This window comes from Staphylococcus sp. GDY8P47P (genome assembly GCF_016892225.1).
Lineage (GTDB): Bacteria > Bacillota > Bacilli > Staphylococcales > Staphylococcaceae > Staphylococcus > Staphylococcus borealis.
This window is the reverse complement of sequence record NZ_JAFENV010000017.1, coordinates 62,823-83,072: the sequence shown is the minus strand read 5'-3', so window position 1 is coordinate 83,072 and position 20,250 is coordinate 62,823. Positions and strand designations below refer to the sequence as shown.

Below are 20,250 nucleotides of genomic sequence, written 5' to 3'. Positions count from 1 at the left end.
GAGTGGACGACGAATTCAAAAAGAATTCTGTCCCCACTCCCTTTGTCTAAAACTTAACTTTCTAGACGTTGTTTCATGATTAATTTGTAACATACTACATAATTTAGATACCCATTATCAGTAGTGGTATTAACAAAATATAGAACAATATAATTTAAATATTTATGCTATTTACATCAATTAGCCAAGCGCAACGTCTAAAATCATCATAATAGTAAAGCCTAACATTAAACTTAATGTTGCCAAATCTGTATTATTACCAGATTGTGAGTCAGGTATGAGCTCTTCGACAACAACGAATATCATAGCGCCAGCTGCAAAAGCTAAAGCATATGGTAACACAGGCGTAATCACTAATATTAACGCCGCACCAATCGTAGCAAAAATGGGTTCAACAATTGCAGAAGCTTGGCCGTAATTAAAGGCTTTCCAACGAGATGCACCAGCAGCTCTGATTGGCATAGATAATGCCGCACCTTCTGGAATATTTTGAATCCCAATCCCTATTGCTAAGCCCAAAGCGCCTAGAAATGTTGCTTGGCTATTACCAGTCGCGATACCACCAAAAGCAACACCGATTGATAGACCTTCTGGAATATTATGTAACGTAATGGCAAGTACTAAGAGTGTATTCTTACTTAATGACGTTTTTACACCTTCGCGGTATTGACTTTTATCTCCAATTCTTTGGTGTAAATGGGGGATAACTGAATCGAGGGCACGTATGAAGATGCCACCAAATAAAAATCCAATTGCAGCAGGTAACCAGGCAGGTAAACTACCATCTTTACCATATTCAATTGAAGGTTGTAATAATGACCAGAAACTGGCGGCAATCATAATCCCAGCAGCAAAGCCCTGCATTGAAGTTAATATGCGTTCATTAACGGATTTGAATACAAACACAGCAGCCGCACCCAATGCAGTGAGTAGCCACGTAATAATACCGGCTATAAGTGCCTGTAAATAGGGCGGTAAACTTTCGAAAAAGTCAATCATAACTCTTGTCTCCTTGTATCATTTAACTTTAAAAAGGTGTATAATATATAGAACTGATTTAAGCTTATCAAAAAATATTTAAAAATTCGATATTTCGATTTGGAAAAGGAAGTAGAAGCATGGAAGCGTACAAAATAGAACATTTAAATAAATCATATGCGGATAAAATCATTTTCGATGATTTAAACCTATCTATTTCTGAACATGAAAAAATAGGACTAGTAGGAATTAATGGTACTGGTAAAAGTACATTACTTAAAGTGATTGGCAATCTAGACGATGATTTTACAGCTGATATTACACATCCTAATCAATATCGTATACGTTATTCTTCTCAAAAACAAGATTTAGATGGCACTATGACGGTCTTCCAAGCTGTACTTAGCTCTGATACAACAACACTTCGAATTATTAAAGCTTATGAAGAAGCCGTAACAAATTATACACAACACCAGGATGATACGCATTTTCAAAAAATGATGGAAGCGCAAGAAGCTATGGATCGACATCATGCGTGGGATTATAATGCAGAAATCAAAACAATCTTATCTAAACTAGGTATTCACGATACGACTAAAAAGATAAGTGAGCTGTCTGGTGGACAACAAAAACGAGTCGTACTAGCTAAGACGTTAATAGAACAACCTGATTTATTATTACTAGACGAGCCAACGAACCATCTTGATTTTGAATCCATTACATGGCTAATCAATTACATCAAACAATATCCTCACACTGTTTTATTTGTAACGCATGATCGTTACTTTTTAAATGAAATCGCGAGTAGAATCATTGAGCTTGATCGAGGTAAATTAAAATCGTATCCGGGTAATTATGAAGATTACATCGCAATGCGAGCTGAAAATGAATTGATCGAACAAAAGCAACAAGACAAACAAAAGGCTTTATATAAACAGGAATTAGCGTGGATGAGAGCTGGTGCTAAGGCAAGAACGACAAAACAACAAGCACGTATCAATCGTTTTAATGATTTGGAATCAGAAGTTCAAGGCCATCATGTTCAAGATAAGGGTCAACTTAACTTGGCATATTCAAGATTAGGTAAGCAAGTGTATGAACTGGAACACGTATCTAAACAAATGAATGGTAAAACGTTGTTTGAAGATATTACAGAAATCATTCAAAGCGGTCAGCGTATTGGTATTGTTGGTCCGAATGGTGCTGGTAAAACGACATTATTAAATATTTTAAGTGGAGAAGATAATGATTATACAGGCACGCTTAAAATTGGTCAGACTGTAAAAGTAGCCTACTTCAAACAAACAGAAGAAACGTTAGATAGAGACATACGTATGATTGATTACTTGAGAGAAGAAAGTGAAGTGGCTAAAGAAAAGGATGGCACATCCATTTCTGTAACACAATTACTTGAACGCTTCTTATTCCCAAGTGCAACGCATGGTAAAAAGATTTACAAATTATCGGGTGGAGAACAAAAGCGTTTATATTTACTACGTTTGCTCGTACATCAACCTAATGTATTATTATTAGATGAGCCTACAAACGATTTGGATACTGAAACTTTAACCATTTTGGAAGATTATATTAGTACATTTGGTGGTTCAGTTATCACTGTGAGTCATGATCGTTACTTCTTAAATAAAGTTGCTCAAGCATATTGGTATATTCATGATGGGAAAATGGAACGTATCGTAGGAACGTTTGAAGATTATGAGGTATACAAGAAAGAGCAAGATAAAATTGCGACATTAGAGAAACAGGCGCAACAGCCGAAACAAAAGCCAACTGTTCGAAAAAAATCTGGCTTATCATATAAAGAAAAACGTGAATATGAGTCATTGATGGAACGTATTGATCAAACAGAAACACGTTTAGAAGAAATCGATGAAGAGATGATTGCGGCTAGTGCTGATTATGCCAAAATCAAAGAATTAAATGAAGAGAAAGAACAATTAGAGCTAACATATGAAACAGACATCACGAGATGGAGTGAATTAGAAGAACTAAAAGAGCAATAAGGGGAATGTAAAGTATGGAAGCAACATTATCGCATTATTTTGGCTATGAGAAGTTTAGACCGGGGCAAAAAGAAATCATAACTAAAATAATGAATCATCATAATGTGTTAGGCGTATTACCTACAGGTGGTGGGAAATCAATCTGTTATCAAGTGCCTGGTTTAATGTTGGGCGGAACGACGATTGTCATTAGTCCATTAATCTCTTTAATGAAAGACCAAGTCGATCAGCTTAAGGCTATGGGAATTAAAGCCGCCTATTTAAATAGTAGTTTAACCAAGAAACAACAAAAAGACATTGAAAATGATTTAATGAAGGGTCATATTCAATTTTTATATGTGGCACCAGAACGTTTTGATAATCAATATTTTTTAAGTTTATTAAGTCGTATTGATATTCATCTTATCGCATTTGATGAAGCCCATTGCATATCTAAATGGGGTCATGATTTTAGACCTAGCTATCAAAGTGTGATTAAGAAAGTATTCACATTACCCCAAAACTTTACAATTGTCGCACTGACGGCAACAGCAACTGCAGAAGTGCAACAAGATATTATGGAAAAGTTAAACATCGATAGGCACGATGAAGTAAAAACGAGTACAAAACGCCGTAACCTTATTTTTAAAGTGAATCCTACGTATCAACGTCAAAAATTTGTCGTAGACTATGTGCAAAAGCATAAAGAACAAGCGGGTATAATCTATTGTTCTACACGTAAACAAGTTGAAGAGTTACAAGAAGCGCTTGACGTTATAAATGTTTCTTCTGCTATTTATCATGCAGGTTTAACAAATAAAGAACGCGAGACAGCTCAAAATGAATTTGTCTATGACAAAGTTAAAGTTGTTATTGCGACAAATGCATTTGGTATGGGGATAGACAAATCAAATGTTAGATACGTCATACACTACAATATGCCCGGTGATCTGGAATCATATTATCAAGAGGCAGGCCGTGCAGGGCGTGATGGATTAGAAAGTGAATGCATCCTTTTATTTAGTGAGCGTGATAAAGGTTTACATGAATACTTTATTACGGTGTCACAGGCCGATGAGGACTACAAAGATAAAATGGGTGAAAAACTTACTAAAATGATTCAATACACAAAAACAAAAAAATGTCTCGAAGCAACAGTCGTTCATTACTTTGAACCCAATGAAAAGTTAGAAGAGTGTGGCCGATGTAGTAGCTGTATTCAACAAAATAAAACATATGATATGACACAAGAAGCTAAAATGATTATTAGTTGTATTGCACGTATGCGTCAAAAAGAAAGTTACAGTGTAATCATTCAAGTCTTGCGTGGAGAAACAAGTGATTATATTAAGTATAATGACTATGATAAGTTGACGACACATGGCTTAATGAAAGATTATACTACTTCAGAATTAAGTCATTTAATAGACGAATTACGCTTTAAAGGATTTTTAAATGAATTTGATGAAATATTGATATGTGATGAAAGTGTTAAAAAGCTACTTAATGATGAAATTAAGGTATTTACGACACCATTTAAACAAAAATCTAAAGAGAAGGTTTATATCAATACAGTTGAAGGTGTCGATCGTGCATTATACAGTGAATTGGTTGAAGTACGTCGTAAATTAAGTGAGAAATTAAATATTGCGCCGGTAAGTATCTTTTCAGATTATACCTTAGAAGAATTTGCTAAACGTAAACCGGAATCTAAACAAGAAATGATATCTATTGATGGTGTTGGTAGTTACAAGCTAAAACATTATTGTCCGAAGTTCTTAGAAACTATTCACTCTTATAAAGCCAGTATATAGACGCAACATCTAAATATATTAGGAGAACCTAGAACAAACAATGTTATGAGGCGCCTGAGCAAATGCATAGCAACTAACTGAATTGAAAAGACAGTCCAATTTACCTGAGAGTAGGATAATGAATGCACAAAACATTCTATCCTACTCTCTTTAATTTTTATTTATATTGTTATGCTATATGTTTTAAATATAATTACAATAATATGACTAATTTAATATGAATTCATCATTAAACATGTTTAAATAGGGAATAAGAATGCAAACATTTTAAATAGGTAGATTAAATGAAGGTGACTAAATGATTGAATTTAAAAACGTAACCAAACGTTATGGCAATAATGTAGCTGTCGATAATGTGAGTTTCAAAATCAATGAAGGCGAGTTCTTTGTACTCATCGGCCCATCTGGGTGTGGAAAAACGACCACTTTGAAAATGATTAACAGACTAATTCCGTTAAGTGAAGGCTATATTTATTTCAAAGATAAGCCCATTAGCGATTATCCCGTTTATGAAATGCGATGGGACATCGGATATGTGTTACAGCAAATTGCACTTTTTCCGCATATGACAATTAAAGAAAATATTGCACAAGTGCCACAGATGAAAAAATGGAAAGACAAAGATATAGATCGACGTGTAGACGAATTACTTACAATGGTTGGTTTAGAACCAGAAAAATATCGTGATCGTAAACCAGATGAATTATCAGGTGGCCAACGCCAAAGGGTTGGGGTAATCAGAGCATTAGCTGCCGATCCTCCAGTCATATTGATGGATGAGCCATTCAGCGCATTGGACCCGATAAGTCGTGAGAAGCTACAAGATGATTTAATAACATTACAAACACAAATAAAGAAGACAATCGTGTTCGTCACACATGATATACAAGAAGCCATGAAGTTAGGCGATCGTATTTGCTTACTCAACCATGGCCGTGTTGAACAAATTGATACACCGCAAGCGTTTCGAGATCAACCTAAAAATGCATTTGTAGAAGAATTTATGGGAAGTCATTTAGATCAAAATCAAGAAACATTGCAGTTGAAAGACTTAAAGATTACAACGCCGCTCACAGAGAAAGAAACACAACACGATTACCCAATCATCAATAGTGATGCCCAATTACGTTCAATTTATTCGAAATTAGCACAGCATGAAGCGGTAATTGTGAATGATGCATCAACTTCTACGCAGTCTCTCTTAAAGCGTGAAGATGTCTTTAAATTTTTATCTCAAGATGACTACGATAAGGAGGGTAAAGCATGAGTGACTTATTGAGCACCCTCAACGACCGTAAAGGCGAAGTATTTACAACCATTGTAGAACATATTCAAATATCATTTATCGCATTATTAATCGCGATCTTAATCGCTGTTCCACTAGGGATTGCTTTAACGAAAACGAAGCGTTTGTCTGAAGTCATCATGAATATAGCGGCAATATTACAAACTATTCCATCTTTAGCATTATTAGGCTTGATGATTCCAATCTTTGGTATTGGTCGACTTCCTGCAATTATCGCGTTAGTTGTGTATGCCTTGTTACCAATTTTAAGAAATACATATACAGGCATTAAAGAAGTCGACCCATCACTCATTGAAGCTGCTAAAGGTATAGGTATGAAACCGATGCGTCGATTAACGAGAGTTGAGTTACCTATTGCCATGCCAGTGATGATGGCCGGTATTCGTACAGCAATGGTATTAATTATCGGTACAGCAACTTTAGCTGCATTAATCGGTGCAGGCGGACTTGGTGATTTAATCTTACTAGGTATTGACCGTAATAACGCATCACTCATTCTTATTGGTGCGATTCCTGCTGCATTACTCGCTATTATGTTTGATTTGATATTGCGATATATGGAGAAATTGTCTTACAAGAAATTATTAATCACTGTTGGAGTGATGATCCTTATTATATTATTGGTCATTGTTGTGCCACTTTTCGGGAAAAAAGGGGACACAATTACGCTTGCAGGTAAATTAGGTTCAGAACCTTCAATTATTACCAATATGTATAAAATTTTAATTGAAGATGAAACAGACAACACAGTTGATGTTAAAGATGGTATGGGGAAAACATCATTCCTCTTCAATGCTTTGAAATCAGATGATATAGATGGTTATTTAGAATTTACAGGTACAGTGTTAGGAGAATTAACGAAAGAAGATTTAAAATCTAAACAAGAAGATGCTGTATATCAACAAGCTAAACAAAGTTTAGAGAAAAAATATGACATGACCATGTTAGAACCTATGAAATACAACAACACTTATGCGTTAGCAGTAAAAAAGGATTTCGCTAAAGACAATAATATTAAAACGATAGGTGATTTACAAAAAGTCGAGGACAAACTTAAACCAGGATTTACGATGGAATTTAATGACCGTCCTGATGGTTACAAAGCTGTGTCTAAAGCTTATGGACTCGATTTATCAAATATTAAAAAAATGGAGCCAAAATTACGATATACTGCAGTCGAAAAAGGCGATATCAATTTAATTGATGCGTATTCAACCGATGCGGAATTAAAACAATATGATATGGTCGTTTTAAAGGATGATAAGCATGTCTTCCCACCATATCAAGGTGCACCGATGTTTAAAGAGAAATTCTTAAAAGAACATCCTGAAATTAAAAAACCATTGAATAAGTTAAAAGGTAAAATTTCCGATGAAGAGATGCAAGAAATGAATTATAAAGTTACCGTAAAAAATGAAGATCCTTACAAGGTTGCAAAACATTATCTTGAACAAGAAGGTTTAATCAAATAAAAGAAGTGTATAGCGATTGACATACAACGATGATTTTAAGGCTACTTGATAAAAGTGTCTTAGATGATTGCTAGACTGAAAAACGCTAAAATTTAGTTTCTCATAGTACGAATGATCCTCATGGAGCGGGACAACGAATTGATTTCAATTTCTGTCCTGCTTCTTTTTTTCAGTGAGAATTTTGTATAGACAATTGTAATCTGATTTAATTTTATTTACACTAATGAATAAATACACAAAATTAGCGTGTATGGTTTTAGGGGGGAGAAAATGAATACAAAGAACTATTCTAGACAAGAAATAGTGGAGAGTGTACCTCAAAAAGGATTTTTCGGTCATCCTAAAGGTTTAAGTACACTATTCTTTACTGAATTTTGGGAGCGATTCAGTTACTATGGTATGAAAGCCATTTTAGCTTATTATCTGTACTATTCTGTTAGTAAAGGTGGCTTTGGTTTACCACAAGGGACAGCACTACAAATTGTATCGTTATACGGTGCGCTTATCTATATGTCTGGTACCATCGGAGGTTGGATCGCAGACAGAATGATTGGCACACGTCATGCCCTGTTTTATGGTGGCATACTCATTATGTTTGGACATATTCTGTTGACGATACCGGGTAGTTTAACCGTAGTTATGATTGCATTATTACTGCTTATTATTGGTACAGGTTTATTGAAACCTAATATCTCGACTACCGTTGGAGAATTATATGACCATAATGACAGACGTTTAGATGCAGCATTTACTATTTTTTATATGGGTATTAACCTAGGTAGCTTTTTAGCACCATTTGCGACAGGATATTTACAAACAAGACTAGGCTTCCACTATGGTTTCGCTGTAGCTGCAGTAGGTATGTTCGTAGGATTAGTGACATACTATATTACCAATAAAAAGAACTTAGGATTAGCTGGTTTAAGTGTGCCTAATCCGCTTCGCAAAGAAGAAATCAAAAGGTTATCAATTATTACTGGTATTATCGTGTTAATTTTCGCAATTATCCTACTTATCTTGCAATTTACTGGACAATTAAGCCTATCTAGTTTTAGTATGATTGTTACATTCGTAGGTATCGTATTACCGATTTGTATTTTTGTTTATATGTTATCAAGTCATAAGACGCGTAAAGAAGAGCGTTCAAGAATTTATAGTTACATACCGTTATTTATTACATCTGTTGCATTCTGGATGATTCAAGAACAAGGTTCAACAGTTTTAGCTAACTTTGCAGATCAGAAGACTGAACTAAGTTTGGGTAAACTGACAAATGGTGTTCTCGATTTTCATATACCAGCAGCCTGGTTCCAGTCAATCAACCCGGTATTTATCATTATATTAGCACCTATCTTTGCTAGTATATGGACGAAATTAGGTAAGCATAATCCAAGTACAGTATACAAATTTGCACTAGGTGCAATTTTCGCTGGGTTATCTTATTTAGTCATGATTATACCGTTAAGTAGTCATGTTCAAATGATTCATCCTATTTGGTTGGTGTTAAGTTTCTTCTTAATCACATTGGGAGAATTATGTATTTCACCAGTTGGGTTATCAGTAACGTCTAAATTAGCACCTGCAAAATTCTCAGCACAGATGATGGCACTATGGATGTTAAGTAACGCGACTGCACAAAGTATCAATAGTCAAATTGTTGTCCTATTTAAAATTATTAGTGAAAAAGAATTCTTCTTATATTCTGGATTGTTTACACTTCTCATTGGTGTGATCTTAGTTGCGATTTCTCCAATTGTTAAAAAAGCAATGAATGGCGTACATTAAGATACGATAGCGGTCCTGCAATTTGATATTGTGTAAGCAACATCATTTATAATTGAATAAACATTTTATATTTATGAAAAGGAGTGGTTGGCAATGAAACAACAATTAAATCAATTAACAGCGTATCAACCAGGTTTATCACCACAAGCACTTAAAGAAAAACATGGCATTGAAGGGGACCTATATAAACTTGCCTCAAATGAGAATTTATATGGCCCTTCTCCAAAAGCAAAAGAAGCAGTTCAAGCGCACGTAGATGAATTATTCTACTACCCGGAAACTGGGTCGCCATCACTACGCAAAGCAATTAGTGAGCACTTGAATGTGGATGCGTCTAGAATTCTATTTGGTGCTGGGTTAGATGAAGTTATCTTGATGATTTCAAGAGCGGTATTAACACCGGGTGATAAGATTGTAACGAGTGAAGCAACATTTGGTCAGTACTATCACAACGCGATTGTAGAATCAGCTGATGTTGTCCAAGTACCATTGAAAGAGGGTGGCTTCGATTTAGATGGGATTATACAAGAAGTAGATGAAGATACTGCCTTAGTATGGTTATGTAATCCTAACAACCCAACTGGAACGTATTTCACTCATGATGAACTAGAACACTTTTTAGAACAAGTGCCTAGTCACGTACCAGTATTGATTGATGAAGCATACTTCGAGTTCGTTACGGCAAATGATTATCCTGATACATTGAAATTGCAAGAACGTTTTGATAATGCATTTTTATTAAGAACGTTCTCTAAAGCTTATGGCCTAGCAGGATTACGTGTAGGTTATGTTGTTGCTACGAATGAAGCAATTGAAAAATGGAACATCATTCGTCCACCATTTAATGTCACTCGTATTTCAGAATATGCCGCCATTGCAGCGTTAGAAGATCAAGACTATTTAAATGAAATTACAGCTAAAAATGCAGTCGAACGTCAGAAATTTTATGATATACCGCAAAGTAAACATTTCTTACCAAGTCAAACGAACTTTGTATTTGTGGTTACAAACAAAGCACAAGAATTATACGAAGCATTATTAAATGTTGGTTGTATTACACGACCATTTCCAACTGGTGTCCGTATTACAATCGGATTCCCAGAACAAAATGACAAGATGATAGAAGTATTGAAACGCTTTGATTATTAAAAGCGAATCTAACGGATTAAGTTTTCGATGCAAGATAATTGAATCAGTTCTGATAGTGCTATAAATTTAAATATAGCAAGAGAGTGGTACAATCAATTCGATATGAATTCTGTACCACTCTCTTTTAAATTTTTGCTATACTTTAACAGTATATAGGTGATGATTAAGGGAGAGATATTATGTCTAGAAAATCTATAGCTATTGATATGGATGAAGTCTTAGCAGACACATTAGGTGCCATTATTGAAGCGGTTAATGTTAAAACTGAATTAGGGATCACGGTTGAGTCGCTCAATGGTCAAAAGCTTAAAAACGTGATACCGGAACACGATGGATTAGTGCGTGATATTTTAAGAGCGCCTGGCTTTTTTAGAAATCTAAAGGTAATGCCACATGCACAAGAGGTAGTTGAGAAATTAACAGAACATTACGATGTTTACATTGCAACAGCGGCGATGGATGTACCAACATCATTTCATGATAAATATGAATGGTTACTTGAGTTCTTCCCATTTTTAGACCCTCAACAATTTATCTTTTGCGGTCGTAAAAATATAGTAAAAACAGATTATCTCATTGATGATAATCCACGACAATTACAAATTTTTGAAGGAGAACCAATCATGTTTACTGCGTCTCATAATGTTAATGAAGAACGCTTTAAACGTGTTAATGGATGGAAAGATGTGGAAGCATTCTTTCTTGAAGCATAATTAAAAATAAGCGATTAAGGTATGATGAATGAGTCATTAACCTTAATCGCTTTTATATTGATAGAATTAATAGTTATTGTTCAGCATTTTCTGGGAAAGTTAGAATTTGAATTGCTTTTGGCAGAACTTCAATAGAAATAGGTGTTTCTAAATTAATTTCACCGTCAATGTCTACTTTCATAATTGGATCCGTGGATAATGTAATATGCTCACCAGCAATATGATCAATCCCATTTGTAATTTCGTTCCAATCCATACTATCGCGTTTCTTAAAGATGTCATTAAGAATAGTGAAACTTTGTTTATCAAAGATAAAGCTATTCACTTTACCATCTTGAGGAGATAAATCGACAAGTGGAATACGACTACCGCCTATGTTTGGGCCGTTAGCAACAACAAGCATTGATGTGTTACCTGTATATTCTTTGTCATCTACAGTTAATTTATAATCGAAATGTTCAGGGTTCATTAATGTTTTAACGGTAGAACCGACATAGCTCAACTTGCCGAAGATGTCTTTACGACCTTCTTGGACATTTTCAGCGTTTTGAACGATTAATCCTAAGCCAACGAAATTGAGTACGTACGTATCATTTACTTTCATGACATCATATGATTCTAAATGTGAAGTCTTTAACTGCTCACTGGCTTTTCGGAAGTCTGGATGTAGATTTAATGTTTTAGTAAAGTCATTAAATGTCCCTCCAGGAATAATTCCGATAGGGAGGTTCAGTTGATGTGTCATAACACCATTGATAAGTTCATTAACAGTACCATCGCCACCTAATATGAAGACAATATCCACATCACTGCTATAGTTTTGATTTTTAATATCTTCACAATATTTAATGATGTCGCCTTCATTTTCACTTAATTGAATGGATAAATGCTTACAAATGGTTGTTAGCGATTTAGTGACTTCTCCTAAACCATCATATATATCTTTTAGACCACTATGTTCATGGTAAAAAAGAACCCCATGATTAAATGTTTGATCCATAATAATGCCTACTTTCGTAATTTACTTTAATTATCTTATATTTACCCAAAATCAGGTTTGCTTAATTATGATTTGCGTATTTCAAGTGCTCAAGTCTTTATGATTACACTTTTTACGTTGATACACAAAGAAAAAGGATGGAACAGAATTCAATTTGAATTCATTGTTCCATCCCTAAAAGTATGACTCGCAAAGCTGAATATAAATGACTTCTTAGTTCACTCAGTTACTGTGAATAAGATTGAGCATCCCTAAACATTAGGACGCTTTTTAAATAGCCTAAAAGGTTAATGAATACCTTTCATTGCTTTAGAAATCTTCGGTGTGAAAGCTAAGATAATCACAGTAATGACAATTGCTACACTACCTAAGAAGATAAAGTAATTCGTTTGACCTAAAGGTTCAATTAATTTAACTAACGTACCATTAAGTGCTTGTGCAGATGCGTTTGTTAATAACCAAACACTCATCATTTGCGCATTAAATGCTTTCGGTGCTAATTTAACTGCTGCACTATTACCTGTAGGTGATAAACATAATTCACCAACCACACAGATTACATAAGATAGGATGACCCAGTTTACTGAGAAGTGTGAATCACCATAACTCATACCGATAAGTCCCATTAGAATATATGAAGCACCTGCTAATAAGGTACCAATACCAAACTTGACTGGTAAGCTTGGTTGTCTTTTACCCATTTTTAACCAGATTGTTGAAACGACTGGTGCGAAGAGTAGGATAAATAATGGGTTAATTGATTGGAACCATGCTTCACCAAATTGTGTCTGCCAACCAAATAAATTCAGTTGCATATCAGAACGCTCTAATCCATAAATATTTAAAACGTTTGAACCTTGTTCTTGAATTCCCCAGAATAACATTCCTAGAATAAATAATGGAATAAATGCTTTAACGCGAGAACGTTCTACATCTGTAACTTCTTTACTTCGAATCATCGTTGTAAAGTAAATAATTGGTAATGCAATACCTAGAACTAAAACAGTATTACTAATCAGGTTAAATGATAAAGTATTAGTAAAGTATGTAACTAATAATACAATAGCAATTACGATTACAACTAAGCTAACAATTAATCCATATTTTCTTTTTTCTTCAGGAGAAAGTGGATTTGTTGGATTCATACCAACAGAGCCTAAATTTTTCTTGTTGAAAATCATATACCATACTAAACCTAATGCCATACCAATTGCTGCGATTAAGAAACCACCGTGATAATTTTTCACATCAAGGAAATGTTGCAAGATAATTGGTGAGATTAATGCGCCTAAGTTAACTGACATATAGAATATAACGAACCCAGCATCCATACGCGTATCATTCTCAGGATATAATCGTCCAACAATGTTTGAAATATTTGGTTTCATTAAACCAGAACCGATAATGATAAAGAACATTGATGCAAATAACCCAAACATTGCGAATGGTAAACTTAAACAAATATGTCCAATAATAATCAGTACTGCACCGATCAAGGTCGCGCCTCTAGTACCGAAGAGTCTATCTGCGACCCATGCACCTGGAATTGAAGACATGTAAATTAATGCCCCGTAAACTGACATAATAGACATTGCAGTCGTTTGATCAATGCCTAGACCGCCATTTTTAATTTGGTCATACATGTAGAAAATGAGCATGGCGCGCATACCGTAATAACTAAATCGCTCCCAAAATTCTACAAAGAATAGTACACCTAAGCCGTTAGGATGTCCGAAGAATCCACGCTGAGGTATTGTTTGAACTGCTTGTTCATGGGAATTGTTTGTTGCCATATGTATCCCAATCCTTTCTTCCCTTTAAAGACTGAAATTTAATAATCAAGATGATGATATGTAAAATAATGTAATTTCTTAAAAATAGAAATTTTTAGAAATTTCAGTCAATGAGTTGATGATTTAAAATCGAATGAGAATAAGTTGCTTTATTTAGATCATCTTACTCTTTTGTAATTTTAAATGATAATAATAAAATACGCTTTAATTCACTAATAGGCAATAGTAAATTTAAATAAAATATCACAAATAATGAAAAAATCCACTAAATTGTCAAACAATTTAGTGGATTTTATTAATCTATTATCTATTATCTATTTTTTCTGGATATAAATCGTGGTTCATTAATCGATGCTCAGCCATTTTTTCATATTTAGAATTAGGGCGGCCATAATTTGTATACGGATCGATAGAAATACCACCACGTGGCGTGAATTTACCCCAAACTTCGATATAATGTGGATCCATTAACTCTATTAAATCGTTCATAATAATATTCATGCAATCCTCGTGGAAGTCGCCATGATTTCTAAAACTAAATAAGTATAATTTTAATGATTTAGATTCTACCATTTTAACATTTGGAATATATGAAATATAAATGGTAGCGAAATCCGGTTGACCTGTAATAGGACAGAGAGATGTAAATTCAGGACAATTAAATTTTACAAAGTAATCGCGCCCTTGATGTTTATTGTCAAATGTTTCTAAAACTTCTGGCGTATAGTCAAATTCATATTTATTGTTTTGATTACCTAATAAAGTAATATCTTGTAGTTCTTCTTTCTGACGTCCTTGCGTCATATGAATCACTCCTTAGTGTTAGTTTGGTGTTGCGTTGGTACTGTTTGTCGTCGCGCTTTTTCAAACATATAATAGCTTGCGCCGATGATAATGACATAACCAATGAGTGCATAGAAATCTGGTGTTTCTTCGAACAGAATAAATCCGAAGACCGCTGTGAAAATAATCGAAGCATACGTAAAGATAGATATGTCCTTCGCAGGTGCAAAGCTATAGGCAAGTGTAATACCAATTTGGCCAACTGCTGCTGAAAGACCCGCTCCTAAAAGGTAAACCATTTGTATAGTTGTCATTGGTTCATATGTCGCAATTGAAAACGGAATTAAAACGACAACTGAAAATAATGAAAAATAAAACACGATAGTATAAGGTGCTTCTCTAGTACTAAGTGCACGAACACATGTGTATGCAGAGGCTGCGAAAATACCTGAGAATAATCCGGCTAATGACGTAATCATTGTTGAAGAAAACTCAGGTTTAACGATAAATAACATACCAAAGATTGCTACAATCATAGCAACGATTTGATATTTACGAACTTTCTCATTTAGAAAAATTAAACTAAGTAAAATTGTCCAAAAAGGATTAAGTTTCATTAGCGTATCTGCATCGCTTAATACCATATGATCAATGGCATATATATTTAATAAAACACCTATAAGTCCTAATGTAGAGCGAGAAATTAACAGAGGTTGACTACTTAATTTCCCGAACATAGGCTGTTTATATTTAAATATGAAAAATAATGGGATAAACATTGCGACAAAATTTCTTGCTAATGATTTTTGAAATACAGGTAAGTCTCCTGCAAGCCTGAAAAATACAGACATAAAACTAAAACCAATCGCTGAAATTAGAATTGCAATGATGCCCTTAACTTTTGGATTCAAGGTTAATCGCCTCATTTGTAAAAAATTACCGTATATATAGTAGCATAATTCAATTAGTAATGCATAAATACTTGAAAATAATATAGGGATGTAATATGATTTAAATACGAACAAACGTTCTGTTTAGGTAAAAACACGTTAGATGCCATTTTTTTATAAATGTTATATTCGTGTTTTTAGAGTGAAATATAATATATACTTGAATAATTGTACAAAATACATTGATTGTTTAAATAATTGGTCTTCAAGAACGCTGACAATTCAATCATTTATATTGCTGGTGAAAATGCAACTAAAACACATTAAATATTCAAAAATAAATATTTGTATCAATTTAAGTTTGATGTGATGCACATTCAGACGTTTTTCCGAACTTTTGTCACGAAATAGTTACTTTCAATTAAGAGAGCAATTCTGTATAATGAAACACAGAATATAGTATTGAATTTGTAAATGAACCACAACATGTTGTGGTTGTATAAAAAGTTTGTGTTATAAAAATTATTCATTTTAATAGAAATTTCACACTGGATTTTAAGTATAAATCCCTAATTCAATGCTATTTATACGAACGAGCTAATAGATGAAATAGTCTCGAAATTTTAGTCTAAACACTACATGTAGTGGCTGGAAACGAAAGTCACTTCTTTTAAGTATAACGATCATCAGCTAGTTGACATCCAAATAAATGTCTAAAATATGTCGTATTTAATGTCTAGCAAGTTTTCTTATTTAATTAAGAGAACTTCTTTTTAGTTAATAATATGGACTGACGAAAGAAGGCGTTCCAATGAAAGTAGTTTATTTCTCTTTTTCTGGTAATGTAAGAAGATTTATCAAGCGAAGTGAAATTTCAGATGTAATGGAGATAACTAAAGATAATTGTACAGAGCCATTTGATGAACCTTATATTTTAGTTACGGGAACAATTGGATTTGGTGAAGTGCCTAAAGAAGTACAATCGTTTTTAGATGTTAATCATCAAAATTTACGCGCAGTTGCAGCAAGTGGTAACCGAAATTGGGGACAAAACTTTGCTAAAGCGGGTAAAACAATTTCCGAATCATATCATGTACCTCTATTAATGAAATTTGAAGTACAAGGTTCTAATAAAGATGTTATTGAATTTAAAAATAAGGTGGGGCATTTCAATGAAAATGATGAACGAGAAAAAGTACAATCATATTGAACTAAATAATGAAGTTACGAAACGTAAAGACAATGGTTTCTTTAACTTAGAGAAGGATCAGGAAGCATTAGCGGTTTATCTTGAAGAAATCCATGATAAAACAATTTATTTTGACAGTGAGATTGAACGATTACACTATCTCGTAGATAACAATTTTTATTTTAATGTCTTCGAGAAATATAGCGAATCAGACTTAGTTGAAATCACAGAATTTGCTAAATCAATCAACTTTGAATTTGCAAGCTACATGTCTGCTAGTAAGTTCTATAAAGATTATGCGTTAAAAACTAACGATAAATCACAATATCTAGAAGATTATAATCAACATGTCGCAATCGTTGCACTTTATTTAGCAGACGGCAATAAACAACAAGCAAAGCAATTTATTCTAGCAATGATTGAACAACGATACCAACCTGCGACACCAACGTTCTTAAATGCAGGACGCGCACGTCGTGGTGAATTAGTATCATGTTTCTTGTTAGAAGTGGATGATAGCTTAAATTCTATCAACTTCATTGATTCTACTGCCAAACAGCTAAGTAAAATTGGTGGTGGTGTAGCAATCAACCTATCTAAATTACGTGCCCGTGGTGAAGCTATTAAAGGTATTAAAGGTGTAGCGAAAGGTGTGCTACCTGTAGCGAAAGCGTTAGAGGGTGGATTTAGCTACGCAGATCAACTCGGTCAACGTCCAGGTGCTGGTGCTGTCTATTTAAATATCTTCCATTATGATGTTGAAGAATTCTTAGACACTAAAAAAGTAAACGCTGATGAAGACTTGCGTTTATCAACAATTTCTACTGGTTTAATTGTACCTTCTAAATTCTTTGATTTAGCAAAAGAAGGCAAAGATTTCTATATGTTTGCACCACATACGGTTAAACAAGAATATGGTGTAACACTAGATGATATTGATTTAGAAAAATATTATGACGATATGGTAGCAAACCCTAATATTGTTAAGAAGAAAAAAGATGCAAGAGAAATGTTGAATATGATTGCACAAACACAATTACAATCAGGCTACCCATATTTAATGTTTAAAGATAATGCGAATAAAGTGCATGCCAATTCAAATATTGGTCAAATTAAAATGAGTAACTTATGTACAGAAATCTTCCAGTTACAAGAAACATCAGTAATTAACGATTATGGTATTGAAGATGAAATCAAACGTGATATATCTTGTAACTTAGGTTCATTAAATATCGTTAATGTCATGGAAACAGGTAAAATTAAAGACTCTGTTCATACTGGAATGGATGCGTTAACTGTAGTTAGTGATGAAGCTAATATCCAAAATGCACCAGGCGTTAGAAAAGCGAATAGTGAGTTACACTCAGTTGGACTCGGTGTTATGAACTTACATGGTTATTTAGCTAAAAATAAAATAGGGTATGAATCAGAAGAAGCTAAAGATTTTGCGAATATATTCTTCATGATGATGAACTACTACTCAATTGAGCGTTCAATGGAAATTGCTAAAGAACGTGGTGAAGTATATCAAGATTTTGATAAGTCTGATTATGCTAGTGGCAAATATTTTGACTTCTATACATCTCAAGACTTTCAACCTAAATTTGAAAAGGTAAAACGTTTATTTGATCATATTGATATTCCAACGGCTAATGATTGGAAAGCATTACAAGAACAAGTGCAACAACATGGTTTATATCATGCATATAGATTAGCGATTGCACCTACACAAAGTATTTCATATGTACAAAATGCAACAAGTTCAGTTATGCCAATTGTTGATCAAATTGAGCGTCGTACGTATGGAAACGCTGAAACATTTTACCCAATGCCATTCTTGTCTCCAGAGACAATGTGGTACTATAAATCAGCTTTCAATACTGATCAAATGAAACTCATCGATTTGATTGCTACGATTCAAACACACGTGGACCAAGGTATTTCAACAATCTTATATGTGAATTCTGAAATTTCAACACGTGAATTATCAAGATTATATGTTTATGCGCATCACAAAGGGCTTAAATCACTATATTATACGCGTAATAAATTATTAAGCGTTGAAGAATGTACAAGTTGTGCAATTTAATTTTTAGAAGTTAACAGAATAAAGTATTAAATAGGGGAAGGTTGTAGGGTCAACACGACAAATTGATTCACCTCCTTTCCCTTTAACGAATGAGATTTGCTTTTTAGTAATTAAGGAGGATTTTTAAATGAAGGCCGTCAATTGGAATACCCAAGAAGATATGACGAATATGTTTTGGCGTCAGAATATTTCTCAAATGTGGGTAGAAACAGAATTTAAAGTATCAAAAGATATTGCAAGTTGGAAGACACTAACTGAAGACGAGAAAAATACATTTAAACGTGCATTAGCAGGATTAACAGGATTGGATACACATCAAGCAGATGATGGTATGCCGTTGATTATGTTACACACAACAGACTTACGTAAAAAAGCAGTGTATTCATTTATGGCAATGATGGAACAAATTCATGCGAAAAGTTATTCACATATTTTTACAACTTTACTTCCTTCTAGTGAAACGAACTATTTGCTAGATACTTGGGTTATTGAAGAGCCTCATTTAAAATATAAATCTGATAAAATTATCGAAAATTATCATAAATTGTGGGGAAAAGAAGCCTCTATATATGATCAATATATTGCGAGAGTTTCAAGTGTATTTTTAGAGACATTCCTATTCTATTCTGGTTTCTATTATCCTCTATACCTAGCTGGACAAGGTAGAATGACTACTTCTGGTGAGATCATTAGAAAGATTTTATTAGACGAATCGATCCATGGTGTATTTACAGGACTAGATGCACAAAGTTTGCGTAATGAACTTTCTGAAAATGAAAAACAAAAAGCAGACAAAGAAATGTATAAATTATTAGAGGATTTATATGCAAATGAAGTCTCTTATACACACTTGCTATATGATGATATCGGCTTAAGTGAAGATGTATTGAATTATGTTCAATATAATGGAAATAAAGCTTTATCAAATTTAGGTTTCGAACCTTACTTTGAGGAAAAAGAATTTAATCCTATCATTGAGAATGCTTTAGATACTTCAACTAAAAACCATGACTTCTTCTCAGTAAAAGGTGATGGTTACACATTGGCATTAAATGTAGAAGCATTACAAGATGAAGATTTTATTTTTGAAGATTAATCAGTAACAACATGATATAAATGAAAAAGCATCTGAGACCTAGTTCTCAGAACGTTAGCCAGTAAATGTGTTTGTTAAAACGCATTTACTGGTTTCTTTATTTACAATACTTCATATTGTTGGCTCGCTTGCCCAACGTGCTTTGCTTGTGGGAGTGGGACAGAATTCTTTTAAATTCGTCGTAACCCCAACT

General features: G+C 33.8%; 15 protein-coding genes. 10 read left to right on the top strand and 5 right to left on the bottom strand.

The annotated features are described in order from the left end of the window. Positions 1-180: 180 nt before the first annotated feature. Positions 181-999 (bottom strand): ZIP family metal transporter, encoded by an 819-nt coding sequence (locus JVV30_RS07350; RefSeq protein ID WP_053029959.1) that lies wholly within the window; start codon positions 997-999, stop codon positions 181-183. Between the two features lie 119 nt (positions 1,000-1,118). Here JVV30_RS07350 and JVV30_RS07345 point away from each other — a divergent pair, with 119 nt between their 5' ends. The 7 genes from JVV30_RS07345 (at position 1,119) to JVV30_RS07315 (ending at position 11,217) form a co-directional block, all read left to right on the top strand. Continuing rightward, the gene (locus JVV30_RS07345) at positions 1,119-2,999 is read left to right on the top strand and encodes an ABC-F family ATP-binding cassette domain-containing protein (protein WP_070854241.1); all 1,881 of its coding nucleotides are present in this window, start codon (positions 1,119-1,121) and stop codon (positions 2,997-2,999) included. A gap of 14 nt (positions 3,000-3,013) precedes the next feature. Continuing rightward, on the top strand, positions 3,014-4,792 hold the full coding sequence (recQ, locus tag JVV30_RS07340) for a DNA helicase RecQ (RefSeq protein ID WP_204193921.1): 1,779 nt from the start codon (positions 3,014-3,016) through the stop codon (positions 4,790-4,792). Positions 4,793-5,090: 298 nt separating this feature from the next. Then, positions 5,091-6,059 carry an ABC transporter ATP-binding protein gene (locus JVV30_RS07335; RefSeq protein WP_204193919.1) on the top strand — a complete coding sequence of 323 codons (969 nt, stop codon included), beginning with the start codon at positions 5,091-5,093 and terminating at the stop codon, positions 6,057-6,059. Next, positions 6,056-7,570, top strand: coding sequence for an ABC transporter permease/substrate-binding protein (locus tag JVV30_RS07330; protein ID WP_204193917.1), 1,515 nt, complete (start codon positions 6,056-6,058; stop codon positions 7,568-7,570). Before JVV30_RS07335 ends, JVV30_RS07330 begins: the two co-directional genes overlap by 4 nt. A gap of 270 nt (positions 7,571-7,840) precedes the next feature. Continuing rightward, positions 7,841-9,355: a peptide MFS transporter gene (locus tag JVV30_RS07325; protein WP_053029954.1), complete on the top strand. Its 1,515-nt coding sequence runs from the start codon at positions 7,841-7,843 to the stop codon at positions 9,353-9,355. Positions 9,356-9,448: 93 nt separating this feature from the next. Then, positions 9,449-10,504 carry a histidinol-phosphate transaminase gene (hisC, locus tag JVV30_RS07320; protein WP_070854249.1) on the top strand — a complete coding sequence of 352 codons (1,056 nt, stop codon included), beginning with the start codon at positions 9,449-9,451 and terminating at the stop codon, positions 10,502-10,504. A gap of 179 nt (positions 10,505-10,683) precedes the next feature. After that, positions 10,684-11,217 carry a 5' nucleotidase, NT5C type gene (locus JVV30_RS07315; RefSeq protein WP_053029952.1) on the top strand — a complete coding sequence of 178 codons (534 nt, stop codon included), beginning with the start codon at positions 10,684-10,686 and terminating at the stop codon, positions 11,215-11,217. Between the two features lie 73 nt (positions 11,218-11,290). On the opposite strand, the gene JVV30_RS07310 is transcribed toward JVV30_RS07315, so the two are convergent. The 4 genes from JVV30_RS07310 to JVV30_RS07295 all read right to left on the bottom strand — a co-directional run bounded on the left by JVV30_RS07310 (position 11,291) and on the right by JVV30_RS07295 (position 15,704). After that, positions 11,291-12,217, bottom strand: coding sequence for a diacylglycerol/lipid kinase family protein (locus tag JVV30_RS07310; RefSeq protein ID WP_053029951.1), 927 nt, complete (start codon positions 12,215-12,217; stop codon positions 11,291-11,293). Between the two features lie 287 nt (positions 12,218-12,504). Beyond that, the gene (locus tag JVV30_RS07305; protein ID WP_053029950.1) at positions 12,505-14,010 is read right to left on the bottom strand and encodes an S-Cys-Gly-3M3SH uptake peptide MFS transporter; all 1,506 of its coding nucleotides are present in this window, start codon (positions 14,008-14,010) and stop codon (positions 12,505-12,507) included. A 303-nt stretch (positions 14,011-14,313) separates the two neighbouring features. Next, positions 14,314-14,814 (bottom strand): preQ(1) synthase, encoded by a 501-nt coding sequence (gene queF / locus JVV30_RS07300; protein ID WP_053029949.1) that lies wholly within the window; start codon positions 14,812-14,814, stop codon positions 14,314-14,316. Positions 14,815-14,819: 5 nt separating this feature from the next. Next, complete coding sequence (locus JVV30_RS07295; protein WP_204193915.1) at positions 14,820-15,704, bottom strand: DMT family transporter; 885 nt, start codon at positions 15,702-15,704, stop codon at positions 14,820-14,822. A gap of 790 nt (positions 15,705-16,494) precedes the next feature. Here JVV30_RS07295 and nrdI point away from each other — a divergent pair. The 3 genes from nrdI (at position 16,495) to nrdF (ending at position 20,057) form a co-directional block, all read left to right on the top strand. Next, complete coding sequence (gene nrdI / locus JVV30_RS07290) at positions 16,495-16,893, top strand: class Ib ribonucleoside-diphosphate reductase assembly flavoprotein NrdI (protein ID WP_070854254.1); 399 nt, start codon at positions 16,495-16,497, stop codon at positions 16,891-16,893. Beyond that, entirely contained in the window at positions 16,856-18,961 is a 2,106-nt protein-coding gene (nrdE, locus tag JVV30_RS07285; RefSeq protein WP_070854255.1) for a class 1b ribonucleoside-diphosphate reductase subunit alpha, read from the top strand. The genes nrdI and nrdE overlap by 38 nt, the downstream gene beginning before the upstream one ends. Positions 18,962-19,088: 127 nt before the next feature. Further along, positions 19,089-20,057, top strand: coding sequence for a class 1b ribonucleoside-diphosphate reductase subunit beta (nrdF, locus tag JVV30_RS07280; RefSeq protein WP_053029945.1), 969 nt, complete (start codon positions 19,089-19,091; stop codon positions 20,055-20,057). Positions 20,058-20,250: the final 193 nt, after the last annotated feature.